Below are 17,320 nucleotides of genomic sequence, written 5' to 3' on the forward strand. Positions count from 1 at the left end.
AAGCACAGGTTTCGGGCGATGGGAAGGGAAAGATGTGCTAATCATTCTTAATTGCAAATTTTCCCAAAGGGCGCGTTGACCGTGCTGGACCGTGCCCGCCTTGAGGCCATCATTCGCCGCGCCGGAGAGATCGCCATGTCGCAATGGCCGATCGATAATAAAGCGTTGGAAGTTTTTGGGAAAATGGACGGAACGCCGGTATCGGCGGCCGATCTGGCGGTCGATGCTTTTCTTCGCGGCGAGTTAACCCGTCTCCTGCCTTGCGCCGGATGGCTGTCCGAGGAAACGATAGATGCGCCGAATCAGCGGGCCGGAGAACTTGTCTGGCTGGTTGATCCCATTGATGGGACGCGCGATTTCATTCGCGGACGCACGGGTTGGGCCATTTCCGTGGCCTTGGTCAGCAACCATCGCCCCTTGATATCGGTGCTGCACGCGCCCGCGCGGGACGAATATTGGCAGGCCGAGGCCGGCCATGGCGCCTTTCGCAACGGAGAGAAATTGGTTGCATCGCGCCGGGATGTTCTGGCCGGTGCCCGCGTGCCGACCCGCGCCCTGTCCGCCGAAGATGCGGATATGGAGATGGTGGAGCAGCCCAATTCCATCGCCCTGCGCATTGCCATGGTGGCGGCCGATCAGGCCGATCTGGTGGCGACTTTGCGCTGGGGCTACGAATGGGATCTGGCCGCCGCGGCCCTGATCGCGCGTGAGGCGGGAGCGGCAATCAGCGACGCCTTGGGCGGCAAGCTCAATTACAACAAGCCCGATCCCCGCGTCTTTGGTGTCGCCGTTTCGGCGCCCGCCATCCATGCCGATCTGATCGCGCGCCTGGCCGAACGGGCCGCGCGCCTGGCATAATCTTGGCGGCCACAAAAAAGGCGGCCCGTCGCCGGACCGCCCCTTTGTTCGGCCCCAAAGGGCCAACAGCCTGAAAGCGATTAACGCTTCGAGAACTGGAAGCTACGACGAGCCTTGGCGCGACCGTACTTCTTACGTTCAACGACGCGCGGGTCGCGGGTCAGGAAGCCAGCGGCCTTGACGGCGCCGCGCAGGGCGGGCTCGAACTTGGCCAGAGCCTGGGCGATACCGTGCTTTACAGCGCCGGCCTGACCCGAAAGGCCACCACCCTTGACGGTGCAGACAACGTCATACTGACCCGAACGATCAGCCACGCCGAAGGGCTGGTTGATCACGAGGCGCAGGGTCGGGCGAGCGAAGTAGGTTTCCTGATCGCGACCGTTGACGGTGATCTTGCCGGTGCCGGGCTTGATCCACACGCGGGCCACGGCGTCCTTACGACGGCCGGTGGCATACGAACGGCCCTGTGCGTCGACTTCGCGAGCGCGCAGCGGGGCGGCGGGGGCAGCAGCAGCCGGAGCGGCGGTGCCGATTTCGGCCAGAGCGGAGAATTCTTCAGACATTACGCACCAACCTTGTTCTTGCGGTTGAGGGCGGCGACGTCCAGCGGCTGAGGCTGGGTGCCGGCATGCGGGTGCTCAGCACCAGCATAGAGGTGCAGGGCGCGCAACTGCTGACGGCCGAGCGGGCCGCGCGGAATCATGCGCTCCACAGCCTTTTCGATCACGCGTTCCGGAAAACGACCTTCCAGAACCTTTGCTGCCGTCACGGCCTTGATGCCGCCGGCGTAACCGGTGTGCTTGTAGTACACCTTGTTCTTCAGCTTGTTGCCGGTCAGACGCACCTTGTCGGCGTTGATGACGACGACATGGTCGCCGGTGTCAACGTGGGGCGTGAAGGTGGGCTTGTGCTTGCCGCGCAGGATGTTGGCGATGATGACGGCAAGACGGCCGACCACCAGACCTTCGGCATCGATCAGATGCCACTTCTTTTCCACCTCAGCCGGCTTGACCGACCGGGTGACCTTGGTGAGAGCCTTCATGGCTTTGGTTCCCGTATAAATGACGACCCCGCCACGCGGTCGCGGCGGGGGGTGTGGCGGGCCTAATGTTGCAAACGGCCCCAAGAGTCAAGCATTCTGCGGCTTTCTGGAGCGGTAAAATAATACCGTGGCATTGCATGGTCAGTCTTTCGCCGGGTCCAGCGTCCAGATTTCGCGTGTTTCGCGCATCTGGCCGTCGATCACGGTCTTAACCTTGCGCTCCAACTTCTTCATTAGGCTGCACGGCTTGGTGGATTGGGCGGAAATGCTGATGATGGCCATTCCGCTTTCGCCGTTCGTTGGCGGGAGTTCACGCTGAATCTCGGAATTGAAAGGCCCCGGTCGGAATAGCGAGGCGGGCCAATGGCTGATTGCCGGGCCGGTTTGTTTGGCCACTTGGTCCAGAAATTCGATGGCCTGGTGTTGGGCGTCCGGTTTTAAGGCGGCTCCGTCGATCAACTGTCTGGCGGCTTGGGCTTCACTTTCGTTCAGCGCGGGCGATCGGTGATTTTCGCGAGACATGATCATGCCGGCATGATCCAGTTGGATCGGAAAAATACTGGTAGTCGCCCTGGCTTTTTCCAAAGCGGCCAGATTGGCAAGACGTGGCGGGGCATCAACATCGGTCGACAGCCATTCCCCTTCGATCAGATAGCCTTTTGTATTGGGCCTGAAATTGACGCGATAATGGCGCGTGACCACCAATTCCTTGCCGTCGGCCAGCGAACGGTGGACCTGGCGCGACAGGACCATCGGGTCGGCGGGCGCATGAAATTCGCCTTTGCACGAGCTTTGGGCCGAGGCGGCGGGGCTGAAAGATACCGCGATTGCCCCCGTCATCAGCGCAGGCCCCTTCAATGCGTGGAGCAGCGCATCATATTCGATCTTCTTACCCATTTTTTATCCCACCAGTTTGGCGAGCCACCCAATGGTTTGCGGCAAAGAGGCGGGACATTCCCACGCCAAAATTGCCGGTTCACTATAAGGATGCAGCGCAAGGAGGCGCGTCATACATCTGGAATGAGCTTGAACATTGCTCTTGAACAAAACGCCGACTTCTTGTGCCTCATGAATTTCATCTTGCCACGAATAGATGGATTGCATCACGGGCATAATATTGGCGCAAGCCGCCAGAGATTCCTCGACCAGCACTCTTGCCGCCTTTTGCGCGCTTTCCACATCGGGAAACGGGCACCAGATCAACATGGGCGCGGGCAGATCGTTCATGACCAGCGTTCGCTGCCCAAAGCATGCATGCCCCAGACCGTGGCCAGCAGCAGCAGCGCCCCCACCAATTGATGCGCCACGGCCAGCGGGATCGACACCCCGCTCATCACCGTGGCGATGCCCAGCAGGATTTGCGTGCCAAAGGCCGAATGAATGGCGATCGAGGGTTCACGCAGCCCCCGCTGTTTAAGCGCGCGGGCCAGCACGATCAGCACGCCCACCACCACCCATGCCCACCAGCGGTGGATGAAATGGACAATGGCCGGATCGCCGGTGACGGTCTGAATAAAACTTTGCCCCATTTGGGTCGGGCCGGGCCAGATATGGCCGTTCATCAAAGGCCATTCATCGGTGACATGCCCCGCGCGCAACCCCGCCGTAAACGCGCCCCAGATCAATTGCAGCGCCAGCACGCCCCCGGCCATCAGGCCCAGCGGTGTCATGCGACTGCGCTTCTGCCCCCGCGCCAGGGCTTGAAGATCCAGCGCGGTCCATGCCAGACCCGCCAGCGTAAAGAGCGCCACCCCCAGATGCGTGGCCAGCCGCAGGTGGCTGACCTTTACATCATGGGCGATGCCCGATTTGACCATCCACCATCCCACGGCCCCCTGCAAAGCGCCCAGCGCCAGCAGCGCGAACAGGCGCAGGTGATAGCCAGCCGGAATCTGTCGCCGGACCCAAAAGATGATGAACGGCAAAGCAAAGACCAGTCCGATCGTGCGGGCCAGCAAGCGGTGGACCCATTCCCAGAAAAAGATGGCCTTGTATGTGGCCAAGGTCATGCCTGCGGGGCCGTTAATCAGAATATATTGCGGCGTGGCGCGATATTTGGCGAATTCGGCCTCCCACGCGGCCTGGGTCAGGGGGGGCAGGGCGCCGCTGACGGGTTTCCATTCGGTGATCGACACGCCCGATTCGGTCAGGCGCGTGATGCCCCCCACCACGACGATGCCCACCACCATGGCGGCCACAACCCACAGCCAACGTGCGATCTGCAACGGGCGGGCGCTGGAAGAGAAACCCATCTTCATGTCCTGTGTTCTTGGTCCAGCCTCTTAAGGGGAGAGATCCGACATCGCCTTGATCCAATGAATGCAATCATATCGCAAGTTTAATTCCACGGAAGGGCCGGGATCGGGGTTGAAAAAATGTAACCTCTTGCCACATGATACATTATCACATATCGGAGCGCTTATGTTCACCCCCGCACTTGCCTTGATTCGCGCCAAACTCGATCGACTCGGCGTTGCGCTTTCGGCGCTTTGCCTTGTGCATTGCGTGTCGGGCGTGGTGCTGGTGGGATTGATGGGCGTGGGCGGCGGCGTGCTGCTGGATCCGCATGTGCATGAAATCGGGCTGATGGCGGCCATTGCCATTGGCGCGCTGGGGCTGGGCTTTGGTCTGGCGCGGCATGGGCGGCGTGAACCTTTGGTGCTGGGCTGCGCCGGGCTGGTGCTGATGGCGGCGGGGCTTGTGGTCCCGCATGGCTTGCCAGAGATCGCGCTGACGGTCCCGGGCGTCATTCTTCTCGCGATTGCCCACATCCGGAACTTGCGCCACGCGGCATGACGCGCCAATAGCGCCAAGCATGAGCGAAACGATCTCCCTGACTGTGAATGGCGAACCGCGCCGGATTGCCCATGGCGCCAGCGTGGCCGACCTTGTGGCCGACATCGGCCTTAATCCGGCGAAAGTCGCGGTGGAGCGCAATGCGATCATCGTGCCGCGCAGCACGCTGGCCGATGTGGCATTGGCCGATGGCGATGTGCTGGAGATCGTGCATTTTGTAGGGGGTGGTGACGTGAACGCAGATGACACATGGACCGTTGCGGGTCGCACTTTCCGTTCGCGCCTGATCGTCGGCACCGGCAAGTATAAGGATTTCGCCCAAAATGCCGCCGCGCTGGAGGCGTCGGGCGCGGAAATCGTGACGGTGGCCGTGCGCCGCGTCAATGTGTCGGACCCCAAGGCGCCGATGCTGACCGATTTCATTGATCCGAAAAAGATCACCTATCTGCCCAACACCGCCGGTTGCTTTACCGCCGAGGACGCGATCCGCACGTTGCGCCTTGCGCGTGAGGCGGGCGGTTGGGATCTGGTCAAGCTCGAAGTGCTGGGCGAGGCGCGCACGCTTTATCCCGACATGCGCGAAACGCTGCGCGCGACCGAGGTGCTGGCCAAGGAAGGCTTCCTGCCGATGGTTTATTGCGTCGATGATCCGATTGCGGCCAAGCAGTTGGAAGAAGCGGGCGCCGTGGCCGTGATGCCGCTGGGCGCGCCGATCGGTTCGGGCCTTGGCATTCAGAACAAGGTGACGATCCGCCTGATCGTGGAAGGCGCCAAGGTGCCGGTTCTGGTCGATGCGGGCGTGGGCACGGCCTCGGATGCGGCGGTCGCCATGGAACTGGGCGTGGACGGTGTATTGATGAACACTGCCATTGCCGAAGCCAAGGACCCGATCCGCATGGCCCGCGCGATGAAACTGGCGGTTCAGGCGGGGCGCGACGCCTATCTTTCGGGCCGTATGGCCACGCGCAAATATGCCGATCCGTCCAGCCCGCTGGCCGGGATGATCTGATCGGATTTGGCATCATCTAAACAAATCGGACGGGGACGCTAAAGGGCGTCCCCTATGACTTTCTTTAAGATGGTTAACGGGTTTTCAAGACCTTGAAGGCAATTTGTGACCGAGGCCGGGAATCATCCGGGCCGAGGGATCACGAAGATGGCACAGACAGGAACTGCCACGCTTGCAATCGCCGAACTGCGCGAATTCGCCGGTTTTACGTCTTGCGAACAGCGTTATATCAAGCGCAGCCTCGATGTTGGGTTGGGGCGTCAGGACGCTTTCAAGCTGTGGGCGCGTGATGCGGCGGAAAACGCCAGCATCCGCAGCCAATATGTCATCTATCAGGAGTTAAAGGCTCTGCGCGGGGAAAAGCCCAGCGAGGATTGCCTTGACGCGCTGGAAAGCTTTCTGGGCAAGCTGGTGCGCCTGACCGCTTTCGATCTGGCGCAGGAAAAGTTGACGGGCTTTTCCTCGTACCGCTTCCTTTACGAACGCCTGTTGGGCGCGGATGTGCGGCCCTGGTTGCCTTCGGCCTTCTGTGCGGCGGCGGCTCTGCCCCAGATCCGGCCCGAGCGTCGCAAGAAGCTGCTGCAATCGATCAGCGAGGCCGCGGCCACCGCGCCGGGCTGGTCCACGCGTGAACCGGCCTTCTATCCCGAGTGGGTGGATAAAGAAGCGGCCTGATACCGCTTTAACGCAGGGAAAAGGCGCGAAGGGCCCGGCTCTTCGCGCCTTTCTCTTTGTCTTGAATACGGGCGGGCAAAACAAAAGGCGCGTGAGGATCGCTCCCCACGCGCCCTTGTTATGAAATCGGGTCGATCAGGCCAGAACCGGTTCGCCCAGCAGCTTGCGCGCCATTTCGCGCACTTCGGCGCCCATATCTTCGCGCGCCAGCGACAGGGCCAGCGTCGCCTCGACGAAGCCGACCTTCGAGCCGCAGTCATAGCGCTTGCCTTCGAAGGTCACGGCGTGGAACGGCTGCTGGCCGATCATCTGGGCCATGGCGTCGGTCAACTGGATTTCACCGCCCGCGCCCTTGTCCTGCGTTTCCAGAACCTTCATCACTTCGGGCTGAAGGATGTAGCGGCCCGAAATGATCAGGTTCGACGGCGCTGCCTCGACCTTGGGCTTTTCCACCAGGCCCGTCACTTCGGTCAGATTGCCCTGGGCCTTGCCCGGTGCGATAACGCCATAGGACGACACTTCCTCACGCGGCACTTCGAGCACCGAGATCAGATTGCCGCCGGTCTGGTTATAGGCTTCGACCATCTGCTTGAGACAGCCCTTTTTACCGACCATCAGTTCGTCGGGAAGGATGATGGCGAAAGGTTCATCGCCCACGATTTCGCGCGCGCACCACACCGCATGGCCAAGGCCCATCGGCACCTGTTGGCGCACGGTGACCAGATTGCCCGGCTTGATCCGTGTGTCGTCCAGCACGTCGAGCGATTTGCCGCGCGCGGTCATCGTCGCTTCGAGTTCATAGGCCGTGTCGAAATGTTCAACGATCGCCGTCTTGCCGCGGCCGGTAATGAAAATAAGCTGCTCGATGCCGGCCTCGCGCGCTTCATCAACGGCATATTGAATAAGCGGGCGGTCAACAATGGTCAGCATTTCTTTGGGCATAGCCTTTGTCGCAGGCAGAAAGCGCGTGCCAAGGCCTGCTACGGGAAATACCGCCTTGCGGACGGGCTTAATTTCTTGCGAATTAGTCATCATACCTCGCTTCCATTCCCGACTGCTCACAAGAGCTAGACGTAAATCTACCTAAATTGCAAGTTCTACAACTTGGTTAATATTTCTCGGCCAGCCTTTCATAATCCGCCCATTGCCGAGCGCGAAAATGCCCCCTAAACGGAAGCGATGGACAAGATCATCATTCGCGGTGGCAAGCGACTTTCCGGAAGCATTCCGGTGTCGGGAGCCAAAAATTCGGCCCTCACCTTGCTGCCCTGCGCGCTGCTGACCGAGGAACCCCTTACGTTGCGCAACCTTCCGCGTCTGGCCGACGTGGATGGATTTCAACATTTGCTCAATCAATTCGGCGTTTCTACGTCCATCGCCGGGACAAGGCCAGAGGATTTTGGTCGAGTTATGACCCTTCAGGCCACGCGCCTGACCAGCACGACGGCGCCGTATGAACTGGTGCGCAAGATGCGCGCCTCGATTCTGGTGCTGGGGCCGTTGCTGGCGCGCGCGGGCGAAGCGACCGTCTCGCTGCCCGGCGGCTGTGCCATCGGCAACCGTCCCATCGACCTCCATCTCAAGGCGCTTGAAGCATTCGGCGCGACGATTGAATTGACGTCCGGTTATGTCCGCGCGGTTGCGCCCGATGGTGGCCTGCCCGGTGGGCGCTATGCCTTTCCGGTGGTGTCGGTCGGGGCCACCGAAAACGCGCTGATGGCGGCCAGTATGGCCAATGGCACGTGCCGTTTGCACAATGCCGCGCGCGAACCGGAAATCGTCGATCTGTGCAACCTGCTGGTGGCCATGGGCGCCCAGATCGAGGGCATTGGCACATCGGAATTGACCATTCACGGGGTCAAGCGTCTGCATGGCGCGACCTATCAGGTCATGCCCGATCGTATCGAGGCCGGTTCCTATGCCTGCGCCGCCGCGATCACGGGTGGCGAGGTCGAATTGCTGGGGGCGCGCGCGGACGAAATGGACGCGACTCTTGCGGCTTTGCGTGAAGCGGGCGTGTTTGTCGAACCGCGCAAGGACAGCATTTTCGTTGCGGCCAATGGCCCAATTCGGCCCGTTACGGTTGAAACTGCACCCTATCCCGGCTTTGCCACGGATATGCAGGCCCAGTTGATGGCCATGCTGACCCGCGCCGAGGGCACCAGCGTGTTGACCGAAACGATCTTTGAAAACCGTTATATGCACGTGCCGGAACTGACCCGAATGGGCGCGCGGATCGAAACCAAGGGCCGCGTGGCCATTGTTCATGGCGTGCCCAAGCTGACCGGGGCCGAAGTGATGGCCACCGACCTTCGCGCATCGATGAGCCTGGTGATTGCCGGGCTGGCGGCAGAGGGGGAGACGACGGTCCACCGCCTCTATCACCTCGATCGTGGTTATGAGCGGTTGGAAGAAAAATTCGCGCTGCTGGGCGCGGATATTGAGCGCGTCGGCAGCGACTGACGCCCTTGATCGGGCCATGACCCGGCGGCTGGATCCGCCGCCGGGTCAGGTTCGTTGATTAGCGACGCGCCTCGACATAGCGGCAGCGCTTCTTGGCCGTGATCGTGCGGTCAATGGCGCGACCCGCAAAGGCGCCGCCCACCGCGCCCGCCACCATGCCCACCGGCCCGCCCAGCGCCCCATGGCCCAGCAAAGCGCCGCCCGCGCCGCCCGCGATCAGGCCGGCCGTACCGCTCGACTTGCGGCATACCTTGACCACGCGCTTGGCAGGGCGCGCTTCGGCCGCAATGGGCGCGGCCACAACGGCCAGAGCCGACGACATGGCGATCAGCTTCAAATAGTTTCGCATATGGGATCTCCTGTTTTGATCAGCGTGGCGCCTATCAAGCACCAACGCAGTTCAACTCAAGATGAACAACTTTTGCGACCAAGTGTTCCATCGTGTTGCATGAAGCCGATCAGGGACGGACCGGCGTCTCCACTTCGCGGCAGCGCTGCTTGGCGGTGATGGTGCGTTCCAGCGCCTGTCCGGCAAAGGCCCCGGCCACCGCGCCGCCCGCCGTGCCCAGAATGCCGTTGTCGACGACCTTGTTGCCCAAAACGGCCCCGACGGCGGCCCCGGCCACTGCGCCGGTTGTGGCGCCGGTATGGTCGCAAACCTTGGTCTTTTGCATGACAGGCGCGGGACTTGGCACAGGCGCGGGCTTGGCCGCAGCGACGGCCTTGGGCTTGGTGCTCTTTTTCTTGACCGTGGCCGACAGGCCGGGCTGGGCGCAAAGGGCAAGGGCGATGAGGCCAAGTCCAAGGCCCGACATGTTTCCGATTTTACGCATGGAAATTTCCCCCTCCAATGACGGCCCACACCGAAGTTTCGCAAAGCGGATGCTTTCGAAACGTCATTGACGGCCAATTAGGGGGATTTACTCTAAGCCGGAGCGTGTATCAACCGCGACGAATGGTTGACAGACCAGCCATATTCTGACCGCTCCCGCCAGCCCCGGAGGTGTGTCGCAGGCAATCCGGTCCGCATCGATTCGCGCCACCAATGCGTTGACCGAAACCCCTTCCTTCGCCGCGGCATCGCGCAGCATGTCCCAGAACAGCGGCTCAAGGCTGATCGACGTCTTGTGTCCGGCGATTTCGACCGAGCGTTTGACAGGGGGGTGATAGGGGATGGGCATGCTGACGGTTTTACGGGAGATGAGGGGTTAGGGATAGGGGCCTCCGGCAGGCAAAGGGCGGGGGCCCTTTGCAATCCCGTTAAGGGGGGGGGGGGGGGCGCATGGATGGCGGGGTAGTTTGATGCAATTTGAAGCCTGCGGCGCGGTGAACTCGCGCTATCCGCGCCGCAGGCTTTCAATTGTCAACGTCGCGTCCGACACAAAGTGCCGAACCCATGGCGCAACGAATACAGTAAAGGGAGCGCGAGGGTAATAACCCTCGCATCCTTCCCTTCCCCATTCCCCAAACAAAAAAGCGCGAGCCTTTCGACCCACGCCCTTTTGCCATCAGTATGATCGAGATCGATCAATACATGTGCTGACCGCCATTGATGCTCAGCGTCGAACCGGTGACGAAACCGGCCTCTTCGGAGCAGAGGAAGGCCACGCCGCGCGCGATTTCCTCGGCATGGCCAAGGCGGCCCACCGGGATCTTTGCGACGATCTTTTCCAGCACGGGGGCGGGAACGGCGGCCACCATTTCGGTGTCGATATAGCCCGGCGCGATGGCATTGACGGTCACGCCGAACTTGGCGCCTTCCTGGGCCAGAGCCTTGGTAAAGCCATGGATGCCCGATTTGGCGGCGGCATAGTTGACCTGGCCATACTGACCGGCCTGACCGTTGATCGAGCCGATGTTGACGATGCGGCCCCAACCGCGTTCGCGCATGCCGGGGAACGTGGCCTTGGCCATATTGAAGCAGCCGCCAAGGTTGACGCGGATCACTTCGTTCCAGTTGTCGAAGGTCATGCGGTGCAGCACGCCGTCGCGCGTGATGCCGGCATTGTTGACCACGACATCGACCGGGCCCAGATCGGCCTCGACCTGCGCCACGCCGGCCAGCGTTGCTTCGTGATCGCCCACGTCCCACTTATAGGCCGCGATGCCGGTGGCTTCGGTAAAGGCCTTGGCCTTTTCTTCATTGCCCGCGTAATTTGCGGCAACCGTGTATCCCAGATCCTTCAGTGCGAGGCTGATCGCCTCGCCAATGCCCCGCGTACCACCTGTAACGATTGCCACCCGCGTCATGCAATTCCTCCAAAAGATGTCGGTATGCAGAGTGCTATCGGCGCAATGCGACAGTGGCAAGTAAGTTGCGCGGCCCGTGAGCGTAAAAATTGCGTAATTTGGCGCTATTGTGGAGGGAAGTTACGAAAAATGCTGCGATTGCGAAGTTAATTATCGGTTTACGCAATTGCAGCAATGTATGGCACACATGCAATATTGCTCCGTAAATACCAATATAATGCGGCAATTGTCTGTCAAATTACAGTTCAGCTTTTGACGAAACCCGTCAGAACCGAAATTGAGTCCCGACAAAAACCGCCTGACTGTCCGATTTGGCGTCACTGGTTGGTTTCAACCTGTCGCGGTCCTGAGAATAGCGCACGCCCGCCGTCACGTCGAAATTGCGCGTAACGCGATAGGACCCGCCAACGTCAACCGTCTGTTCGCCATTGCTTTCCAGCGTGCGGGGGGCGCGGCCTGCGCGTTCACGATCGACCAGTTGAATATGCGGCGCCAGCCGCGAATCGCCGCTCGTTTCGATCCGTGGAAAGGCGGATAGATCGGGCAGGTCATGCTTGGTCCGGTCATTGCCCGGCAGCGAATAGGTCGAGGTCAGCGTCGAAAAACCCTGATACCCGCGCGACAGGCCCAGATTATAGGCATTGGGCGCCACGCGCTGGTTCGGGCCGGGGTTCTGGATGCGCGGCGCATTGATGGATGGGCCGCGCACGACAATTGCCCGCGCGGTTTCCGCATCAACCCGCACCGCCACCGTCACTGACCGGTCCGGCCTTGCCGCCAATCCGGCGGGGGTGAAATGGAACAGCTCCTCCTTGCCGCGCATAAATTGCGCCTGTTGCCGGGCGGCCATGGCGCGGGCGGCTCTGGGGTCCATTTCGCTGGGGGAAAAATCGCCCTGATTGGAATCTGCACTGGCGTTTTCGATCACCGTGTCAAACCGCGTCGAAAAGGCCAGAACCGCGCTGGGCAAGGCAAGCAGGGCCACAGCGGCGGCCATGACCAGAGAGGGCATTGAGTTGCGCGGTGCCAAAGGAAGCGTTGCCTGCATGGTCGATTCTTGAATCACGGGCCGGACTTGATTCCGACCGAAACCTTATAGGCGTTGAATCATAATCGCGCCATGCTGAACCTTGGCTGCACGGCGTTTGAATGTTCAGCCAAGGTTCACCCCGTCACCGGCCATGAAAAGACATTGCCCATCGCCCCTTGTCGCGCGCTTTTTGGCGGTTATAGAGACTTGCCATTCGTTGCGCGCGTAGTGAGCGGACCGGGCGGCGATGACCAGTTTTTTTGGGGCCCAAGCATTTTGGGTTTTTGAGACGGAAAGTGCAGAACCGATGATGGCCAGCAAGGCTCCTGCCCGTAAGTTTATCAGCCCGATGCTGCGTGGGGGCGCGGTCGCTCTGGCCCTGTTGGCGCTGGGCGGGTGCAAGATCGGCGGTATGCGCGTGCATAATCCGATCCATATCAAACATCACCGCGTGACCCGCAGCACGGTTATGCTGCCGCCTTCGAATTTGACGACGATTGGCGTGAATGCCTATCTGTGGCGTGCGGCGCTGGAATCGGTGTCCTTTATGCCTCTGCTGCAAAGCGATGCGAACAGCGGCGTGATCGTGACCGACTGGTATTCGAATCCGTCGAATCCGGGTGAGCGTATGAAGCTGACCATCGCGATTCTGGACAAGGATCTGCGTTCGGACGCGTTGCGCGTGACGGCTTCGCGTCAGGTTTCCAAGGATGGTTTCTGGGCCGACGCGCCGGTGGCGGCGGCCACGGTTCAGCGGCTTGAAGACGTTATTCTGACCAAGGCGCGCGACCTGCGTCAGGCCACGCTGATCAAGTAAACTTCAATTCTGACCGTTTGCCTCCTGCCTTGCCCCCATATCGGCAAGCCGGGAGGCTTTCTGGTATAAAGGGCCAGCAGGCATAAAGGGTATTTGCAATGAGTGAGCGTTTCGATTCCAGTGTTGCCGATGGCAAGTGGCAGCGCGTGTGGGACGAGAAGCAGAGCTTCCGGGCCGATGACAAGAGCGCCAAGCCGCGTTCTTACGTCTTGGAAATGTTCCCCTATCCATCGGGGCGCATCCATATCGGCCACGTGCGCAATTACACGATGGGCGACGTTCTGGCCCGCTATAAAAAGATGCAGGGCTTTGAAGTGCTGCATCCGATGGGCTGGGACGCGTTCGGCATGCCGGCTGAAAATGCCGCGATGGAAAAGGGCGTTCACCCCGGCGGATGGACCCGCGACAATATCGCCAACATGAAGGCCCAGTTGAAGCGCCTTGGCTTTGCGCTCGACTGGAGCCGCGAGATCGCCACCTGTGAGCCGGAATATTATGGGCAGGAGCAGTCGCTGTTCCTCGACCTGTACGCGGCCGGACTGGTTTACCGCAAGGAATCGACGGTCAACTGGGATCCGGTCGACAACACCGTGCTGGCCAATGAACAGGTGATCGACGGGCGCGGCTGGCGCAGCGGCGCGCTGGTGGAAAAGCGCAAGTTGAACCAGTGGTTTTTGAAGATCACCGACTTTGCCGACGAATTGCTGGAGGGGCTTTCGAGCCTTGAGCATTGGCCGGAAAAGGTGAAGCTGATGCAGGAAAACTGGATCGGCAAATCGCAGGGCTTACAGTTCCGGTTCAAGCCGATGCCTCCGTTCACGGACGATATTGAGGTCTACTCGACCCGACCGGATACGTTGTTCGGTGCGAGTTTTGTAGCGATCGCGGCGGATCACCCGGTTGCACAGGCTCTTGCCAAGCAATCGCCCGAGGTGGCTGGGTTCATCGACAAATGCAAGCAGGGTGGCACCACCGCTGCTGAACTTGAAACCGCTGAGAAGCTGGGCTTCGACACCGGGTTTGAAGTGTTGCATCCGCTTGATGATGGTTGGACGCTGCCGGTCTATATCGCCAATTTCGTGCTGATGGACTATGGCACGGGCGCGGTCTTCGGCTGCCCGGCGCATGACCAGCGCGACATTGATTTCGCCCGTAAATATGGCCTGCCCGTAACGCGGGTGGTGGCCGATGGCGACAACACCGCGCCCGTTTTCGAGGGCAATGAAGCCTATACGGGCGCGGGCACTCTGGTGAATTCGCGCTTCCTCGATGGCATGGAAGTCGAGGCCGCCAAGGCCGCCGTCATCGCCAAGGCCGAGGCCGAAGGCTGGGGCGAGGGCAAGACCGTGTGGCGCCTGCGCGACTGGGGCGTTTCGCGCCAGCGCTATTGGGGCACGCCGATCCCCTTCATCCATTGCGAGGTTTGCGGCGTGGTGCCGGTGCCCAAGAAGCACCTGCCCGTCACCCTGCCCGAGGATGTGACCTTTGACGTTCCCGGCAACCCGCTGGATCGCCATCCCACGTGGAAGCATGTCGATTGCCCGCAATGCGGCCATGCCGCGCGGCGCGAGACGGACACGCTCGATACTTTCGTCGATTCCTCTTGGTATTTCCTGCGCTTTGCCAGCCAGCCCGATGACGCGCCGTTTGATCCGGCGGAAATCGCGCGCTGGCTGCCGGTGGGGCAATATATCGGCGGGATCGAACATGCGATCCTCCACCTGCTCTATGCCCGTTTCTGGACCCGCGCGCTGGCCCGCATCGGCAAAATCGATGTGAAGGAGCCCTTCGCCAGCCTGTTTACGCAGGGGATGGTGACGCATGAGACCTATAGCCGTGTCGATCCGTCGAACGGCCAGCCGATCTGGTATGCGCCCAGCGACATCACCCGCACCGGCGAGGGCGCGACTTTGAAGGCCGATGGAGGCCCGGTCGAAATTGGCCGCGTAATCAAGATGTCGAAGTCCAAGAAGAACGTGGTGGACCCCGACGAAATTGTCGCCACCTATGGCGCCGACGCGATCCGCTGGTTCATGCTGTCGGACAGCCCGCCGGAACGCGATCTGCCGTGGAGCGAGGCCGGGATCGAGGGTTGTGCGCGTTTTGTGCAGCGCTTGTGGCGCCTGTTCGCGCAATATGACGCCGCCGCAACCGGCGAGGACAAGGCCGTGGATCGCAAGACCCATCAGACCGTCCATGCGATTGCCGCCGACATTGAGGCTTTGAGCTTCAACAAGGCCGTGGCGCGCATCTACGAACTGACGGGTGTGGTCGAAAAGGCCGCGCCCAGCGCCAGCCGCAGCGCCGCGATCAAGGCGATCCTGCTGCTGATCGCGCCGATGATGCCGCATCTGGCCGAAGAAGCGTGGGCAAGCATCGGTGATGATCTGATTGCCGACGCCGCATGGCCCGCGTTCGATCCGGCGCTGTTGGTCGATGATGAGGTGACCATCGCGATCCAGGTCAAGGGCAAGCTGCGCGACACGATCACCGTGGCCAAGGGCCTGCCCAAGGATGAATTGGAAGCGCTGGCCTTGGCTTCGGCCAATGTGCAGCGTATCCTTGAAGGTGCCGAGGTCAAAAAAGTGATCGTGGTGCCTGATCGTCTCGTGAATCTGGTATTTTGATGATGCGTCGCTTCCTGCCCCTTTGTGCTCTTGTCCTGCTTCCCGCCTTGCAGGGCTGCGCCTTGCAGCCGCTCTATGCGGGCGGGAGCCAGGCGTCTGTGGCGCAGGGGCTGGGCTCCATCTCGGTCTCGCCCATTCAGGGCAAGGCCGGGTGGCTGATGCATAATGCGCTGGTCGACCGGCTGGGGGCGGAACCGGCCTCGGGTGAGGCGCGCTATCGTCTGGATGTAAAGCTGGATGACAAGCTGCTGGGCCTTGGCCTGTTGTCGAACAACACGGTGGGGCGTGAACGCCGCATCCTGCGCGCGCGCTATCAGTTGGTTGATGCGGCCAGCGGCGATGTCCTGCTGGACGCGACGGCGGGATCGGACGCGGGGTTGGACGTGGTCTCGTCCGAATATGCCACGGTTGCGGCCGAACAGACCGCTCTGGAGAACCTGACCAAGGTGGTGGCCGGGCGCATCGTCACCAATCTGGCCGTCAAGCTGCGCGCGAGGCGATGAAGGCCACCCAGCGCGATTTCGCGTCCATGGCGCCCAGAGCGGCGCAGAGCATGCGGATATTCTTTCTTTGCGGCACCGATGATGCCAGCGTTCAGGATGCGGCCTTTCGCATCGCCTCGCTCTTGCCCGATGCGGGGGAACGCGTGGAGTTTTCCGGCGCGGAATTGAAGCGTGACCCGGTCCGACTGGGGGATGAGGCGCGATCGACGTCGCTGTTTGGCGATACGCGCCATATCTGGGTGCGCTGTTCCGGGGACGAGGCGCATGACGCGGTTGAGAACCTGCTCTCCAGCGATGTCGCGCCATGTCCGGTCATTATTCAGGCCGCCAATGCCAGCGACAAGTCGCGCACGGCCAAGCTTTTGGAAAAGCGCGAGGATGCGTTGGTGGCGATGTTCTATCCGCCCGATCTGGGGTCGGTAACGGGCACGGTGCGCCAATTGGCCGATGCCGCCGGCGTGCCAATGGACCGCGAATTGGCCCAGCGTATCGCAGCTGCGGTAGGGTTGGATACAAGGTTGGCGGCGTCTGAAGTTACCAAACTGGCGCTCTATCTGGACGCGACGCAGGAACGTCCGCGTGCCGCCACGCGTGAAGCCTATGAGGCAGTGGGCGCACGGACCGAAGAGGATGGCTTTACCACTTTGGTAAATGTTGTCCTGGGCGGGGATGCGGCCAAGTTGAATGCGGAGCTTCGCCGAATGGCAGAGCTTGAGTTGAACCCGGTCGGCCTGCTGCTGGCATTCGAGCGCCGCGTTGCCCAATTGGCACAGTTGGCGAGTCGCATGGGAACCAACGCGGATATTTCGGCCTTTATGGAGGCGGAAAAAGCATCGCGTCGGGTGTTTTTCAAGGATGTTCCGGACCTTACGCGTCAATTGCGCATATGGCGGGGGCGGGCTTTGGCCCGACTCGCCCAACGACTGATGGTTCTTCATCGCAGCCTGATGGCGAATAACCATAGTGCTGAATTGCTGCTTGCCCAGGAATTGGCGGAAATAGTTCGCTACGCAAAAACTCGTTTCTAAACGCCGGTTTGCCGAACCAATTTACAGAGACGTTAGATATCTGAACAAGGTTTGAGCAAATTTTTATTTTGCTGCAATGCAGCGGCGTGTTAGGGTTTTTACCTAAGGGTGGCCAGATCGGAAGTTAACAGGACTTGCGCCTTTTTCGAACCGACGTTGATGCGGCAAAATTAGCAGGGTGGAGCAAGCATGAACGCGCCAGTAGCACGTGTTTCCGGTTCG

The 17,320-nt window shown here is 61.0% G+C and carries 21 protein-coding genes; 9 read left to right on the top strand and 12 right to left on the bottom strand.

Annotation, left to right across the window (positions count from 1 at the left end; translation table 11 throughout):
- Positions 1-81: 81 nt before the first annotated feature.
- Positions 82-858 carry a 3'(2'),5'-bisphosphate nucleotidase CysQ gene (locus tag AC2S2E_RS05125; protein ID WP_486523974.1) on the top strand — a complete coding sequence of 259 codons (777 nt, stop codon included), beginning with the start codon at positions 82-84 and terminating at the stop codon, positions 856-858.
- An 80-nt stretch (positions 859-938) separates the two neighbouring features.
- Here the strand turns inward: AC2S2E_RS05125 and rpsI are convergent, their stop codons facing one another.
- From rpsI to AC2S2E_RS05150, 5 genes are all read right to left on the bottom strand, one after another.
- Complete coding sequence (rpsI, locus tag AC2S2E_RS05130; protein ID WP_476105884.1) at positions 939-1,421, bottom strand: 30S ribosomal protein S9; 483 nt, start codon at positions 1,419-1,421, stop codon at positions 939-941.
- On the bottom strand, positions 1,421-1,900 hold the full coding sequence (gene rplM, locus AC2S2E_RS05135; RefSeq protein WP_476105883.1) for a 50S ribosomal protein L13: 480 nt from the start codon (positions 1,898-1,900) through the stop codon (positions 1,421-1,423). The genes rpsI and rplM overlap by 1 nt, the downstream gene beginning before the upstream one ends.
- 141 nt (positions 1,901-2,041) lie before the next feature.
- Positions 2,042-2,797: a hypothetical protein gene (locus AC2S2E_RS05140; RefSeq protein ID WP_486523975.1), complete on the bottom strand. Its 756-nt coding sequence runs from the start codon at positions 2,795-2,797 to the stop codon at positions 2,042-2,044.
- A 3-nt stretch (positions 2,798-2,800) separates the two neighbouring features.
- Positions 2,801-3,127 carry a divalent-cation tolerance protein CutA gene (gene cutA / locus AC2S2E_RS05145; protein ID WP_476105881.1) on the bottom strand — a complete coding sequence of 109 codons (327 nt, stop codon included), beginning with the start codon at positions 3,125-3,127 and terminating at the stop codon, positions 2,801-2,803.
- Entirely contained in the window at positions 3,124-4,152 is a 1,029-nt protein-coding gene (locus AC2S2E_RS05150) for a COX15/CtaA family protein (RefSeq protein ID WP_476105880.1), read from the bottom strand. Before AC2S2E_RS05150 ends, cutA begins: the two co-directional genes overlap by 4 nt.
- 169 nt (positions 4,153-4,321) lie before the next feature.
- Here AC2S2E_RS05150 and AC2S2E_RS05155 point away from each other — a divergent pair, with 169 nt between their 5' ends.
- The 3 genes from AC2S2E_RS05155 to AC2S2E_RS05165 all read left to right on the top strand — a co-directional run bounded on the left by AC2S2E_RS05155 (position 4,322) and on the right by AC2S2E_RS05165 (position 6,380).
- Positions 4,322-4,696, top strand: a complete 375-nt coding sequence (locus AC2S2E_RS05155; protein ID WP_476105879.1) for a MerC domain-containing protein — start codon at positions 4,322-4,324, stop codon at positions 4,694-4,696.
- 19 nt (positions 4,697-4,715) lie between these two features.
- Positions 4,716-5,705, top strand: coding sequence for a sulfur carrier protein ThiS (gene thiS, locus AC2S2E_RS05160; protein WP_476105878.1), 990 nt, complete (start codon positions 4,716-4,718; stop codon positions 5,703-5,705).
- A 147-nt stretch (positions 5,706-5,852) separates the two neighbouring features.
- The gene (locus AC2S2E_RS05165) at positions 5,853-6,380 is read left to right on the top strand and encodes a hypothetical protein (RefSeq protein ID WP_476105877.1); all 528 of its coding nucleotides are present in this window, start codon (positions 5,853-5,855) and stop codon (positions 6,378-6,380) included.
- A 135-nt stretch (positions 6,381-6,515) separates the two neighbouring features.
- Here the strand turns inward: AC2S2E_RS05165 and galU are convergent, their stop codons facing one another.
- The gene (gene galU, locus AC2S2E_RS05170) at positions 6,516-7,412 is read right to left on the bottom strand and encodes a UTP--glucose-1-phosphate uridylyltransferase GalU (RefSeq protein WP_486524557.1); all 897 of its coding nucleotides are present in this window, start codon (positions 7,410-7,412) and stop codon (positions 6,516-6,518) included.
- Between the two features lie 147 nt (positions 7,413-7,559).
- On the opposite strand from galU, the gene murA reads away from it, so the two are divergent.
- Positions 7,560-8,843 (top strand): UDP-N-acetylglucosamine 1-carboxyvinyltransferase, encoded by a 1,284-nt coding sequence (murA, locus tag AC2S2E_RS05175; RefSeq protein ID WP_476105876.1) that lies wholly within the window; start codon positions 7,560-7,562, stop codon positions 8,841-8,843.
- Positions 8,844-8,901: 58 nt separating this feature from the next.
- Here murA and AC2S2E_RS05180 read toward each other — a convergent pair whose 3' ends face one another.
- The 6 genes from AC2S2E_RS05180 to AC2S2E_RS05205 form a co-directional block, all read right to left on the bottom strand.
- Positions 8,902-9,192, bottom strand: coding sequence for a hypothetical protein (locus AC2S2E_RS05180; protein WP_486523976.1), 291 nt, complete (start codon positions 9,190-9,192; stop codon positions 8,902-8,904).
- A 109-nt stretch (positions 9,193-9,301) separates the two neighbouring features.
- Positions 9,302-9,676 (bottom strand): glycine zipper 2TM domain-containing protein, encoded by a 375-nt coding sequence (locus tag AC2S2E_RS05185; RefSeq protein WP_476105874.1) that lies wholly within the window; start codon positions 9,674-9,676, stop codon positions 9,302-9,304.
- Positions 9,677-9,763: 87 nt separating this feature from the next.
- On the bottom strand, positions 9,764-10,024 hold the full coding sequence (locus AC2S2E_RS05190; RefSeq protein ID WP_476105873.1) for a ribbon-helix-helix domain-containing protein: 261 nt from the start codon (positions 10,022-10,024) through the stop codon (positions 9,764-9,766).
- 346 nt (positions 10,025-10,370) lie between these two features.
- Positions 10,371-11,093: an acetoacetyl-CoA reductase gene (gene phbB, locus AC2S2E_RS05195; protein WP_476105872.1), complete on the bottom strand. Its 723-nt coding sequence runs from the start codon at positions 11,091-11,093 to the stop codon at positions 10,371-10,373.
- Between the two features lie 265 nt (positions 11,094-11,358).
- Entirely contained in the window at positions 11,359-12,105 is a 747-nt protein-coding gene (locus AC2S2E_RS05200) for a hypothetical protein (RefSeq protein ID WP_486523977.1), read from the bottom strand.
- Positions 12,106-12,246: 141 nt separating this feature from the next.
- Entirely contained in the window at positions 12,247-12,444 is a 198-nt protein-coding gene (locus AC2S2E_RS05205) for a hypothetical protein (RefSeq protein ID WP_476105870.1), read from the bottom strand.
- On the opposite strand from AC2S2E_RS05205, the gene AC2S2E_RS05210 reads away from it, so the two are divergent.
- The 4 genes from AC2S2E_RS05210 (at position 12,431) to holA (ending at position 17,098) form a co-directional block, all read left to right on the top strand.
- Positions 12,431-12,940 carry a DUF3576 domain-containing protein gene (locus AC2S2E_RS05210; protein ID WP_476105869.1) on the top strand — a complete coding sequence of 170 codons (510 nt, stop codon included), beginning with the start codon at positions 12,431-12,433 and terminating at the stop codon, positions 12,938-12,940. The genes AC2S2E_RS05205 and AC2S2E_RS05210 overlap by 14 nt on opposite strands.
- Before the next feature lie 98 nt (positions 12,941-13,038).
- The gene (gene leuS, locus AC2S2E_RS05215) at positions 13,039-15,567 is read left to right on the top strand and encodes a leucine--tRNA ligase (protein ID WP_486523978.1); all 2,529 of its coding nucleotides are present in this window, start codon (positions 13,039-13,041) and stop codon (positions 15,565-15,567) included.
- 2 nt (positions 15,568-15,569) lie between these two features.
- A complete protein-coding gene (gene lptE / locus AC2S2E_RS05220; protein ID WP_486524558.1) occupies positions 15,570-16,070 on the top strand; it encodes an LPS assembly lipoprotein LptE in 501 nt (166 codons plus the stop codon).
- Positions 16,067-17,098: a DNA polymerase III subunit delta gene (gene holA / locus AC2S2E_RS05225; RefSeq protein ID WP_476105867.1), complete on the top strand. Its 1,032-nt coding sequence runs from the start codon at positions 16,067-16,069 to the stop codon at positions 17,096-17,098. The genes lptE and holA overlap by 4 nt, the downstream gene beginning before the upstream one ends.
- The last annotated feature ends 222 nt before the right edge of the window (positions 17,099-17,320 follow it).

The organism is Novosphingobium sp. 550D (assembly GCF_057401885.1).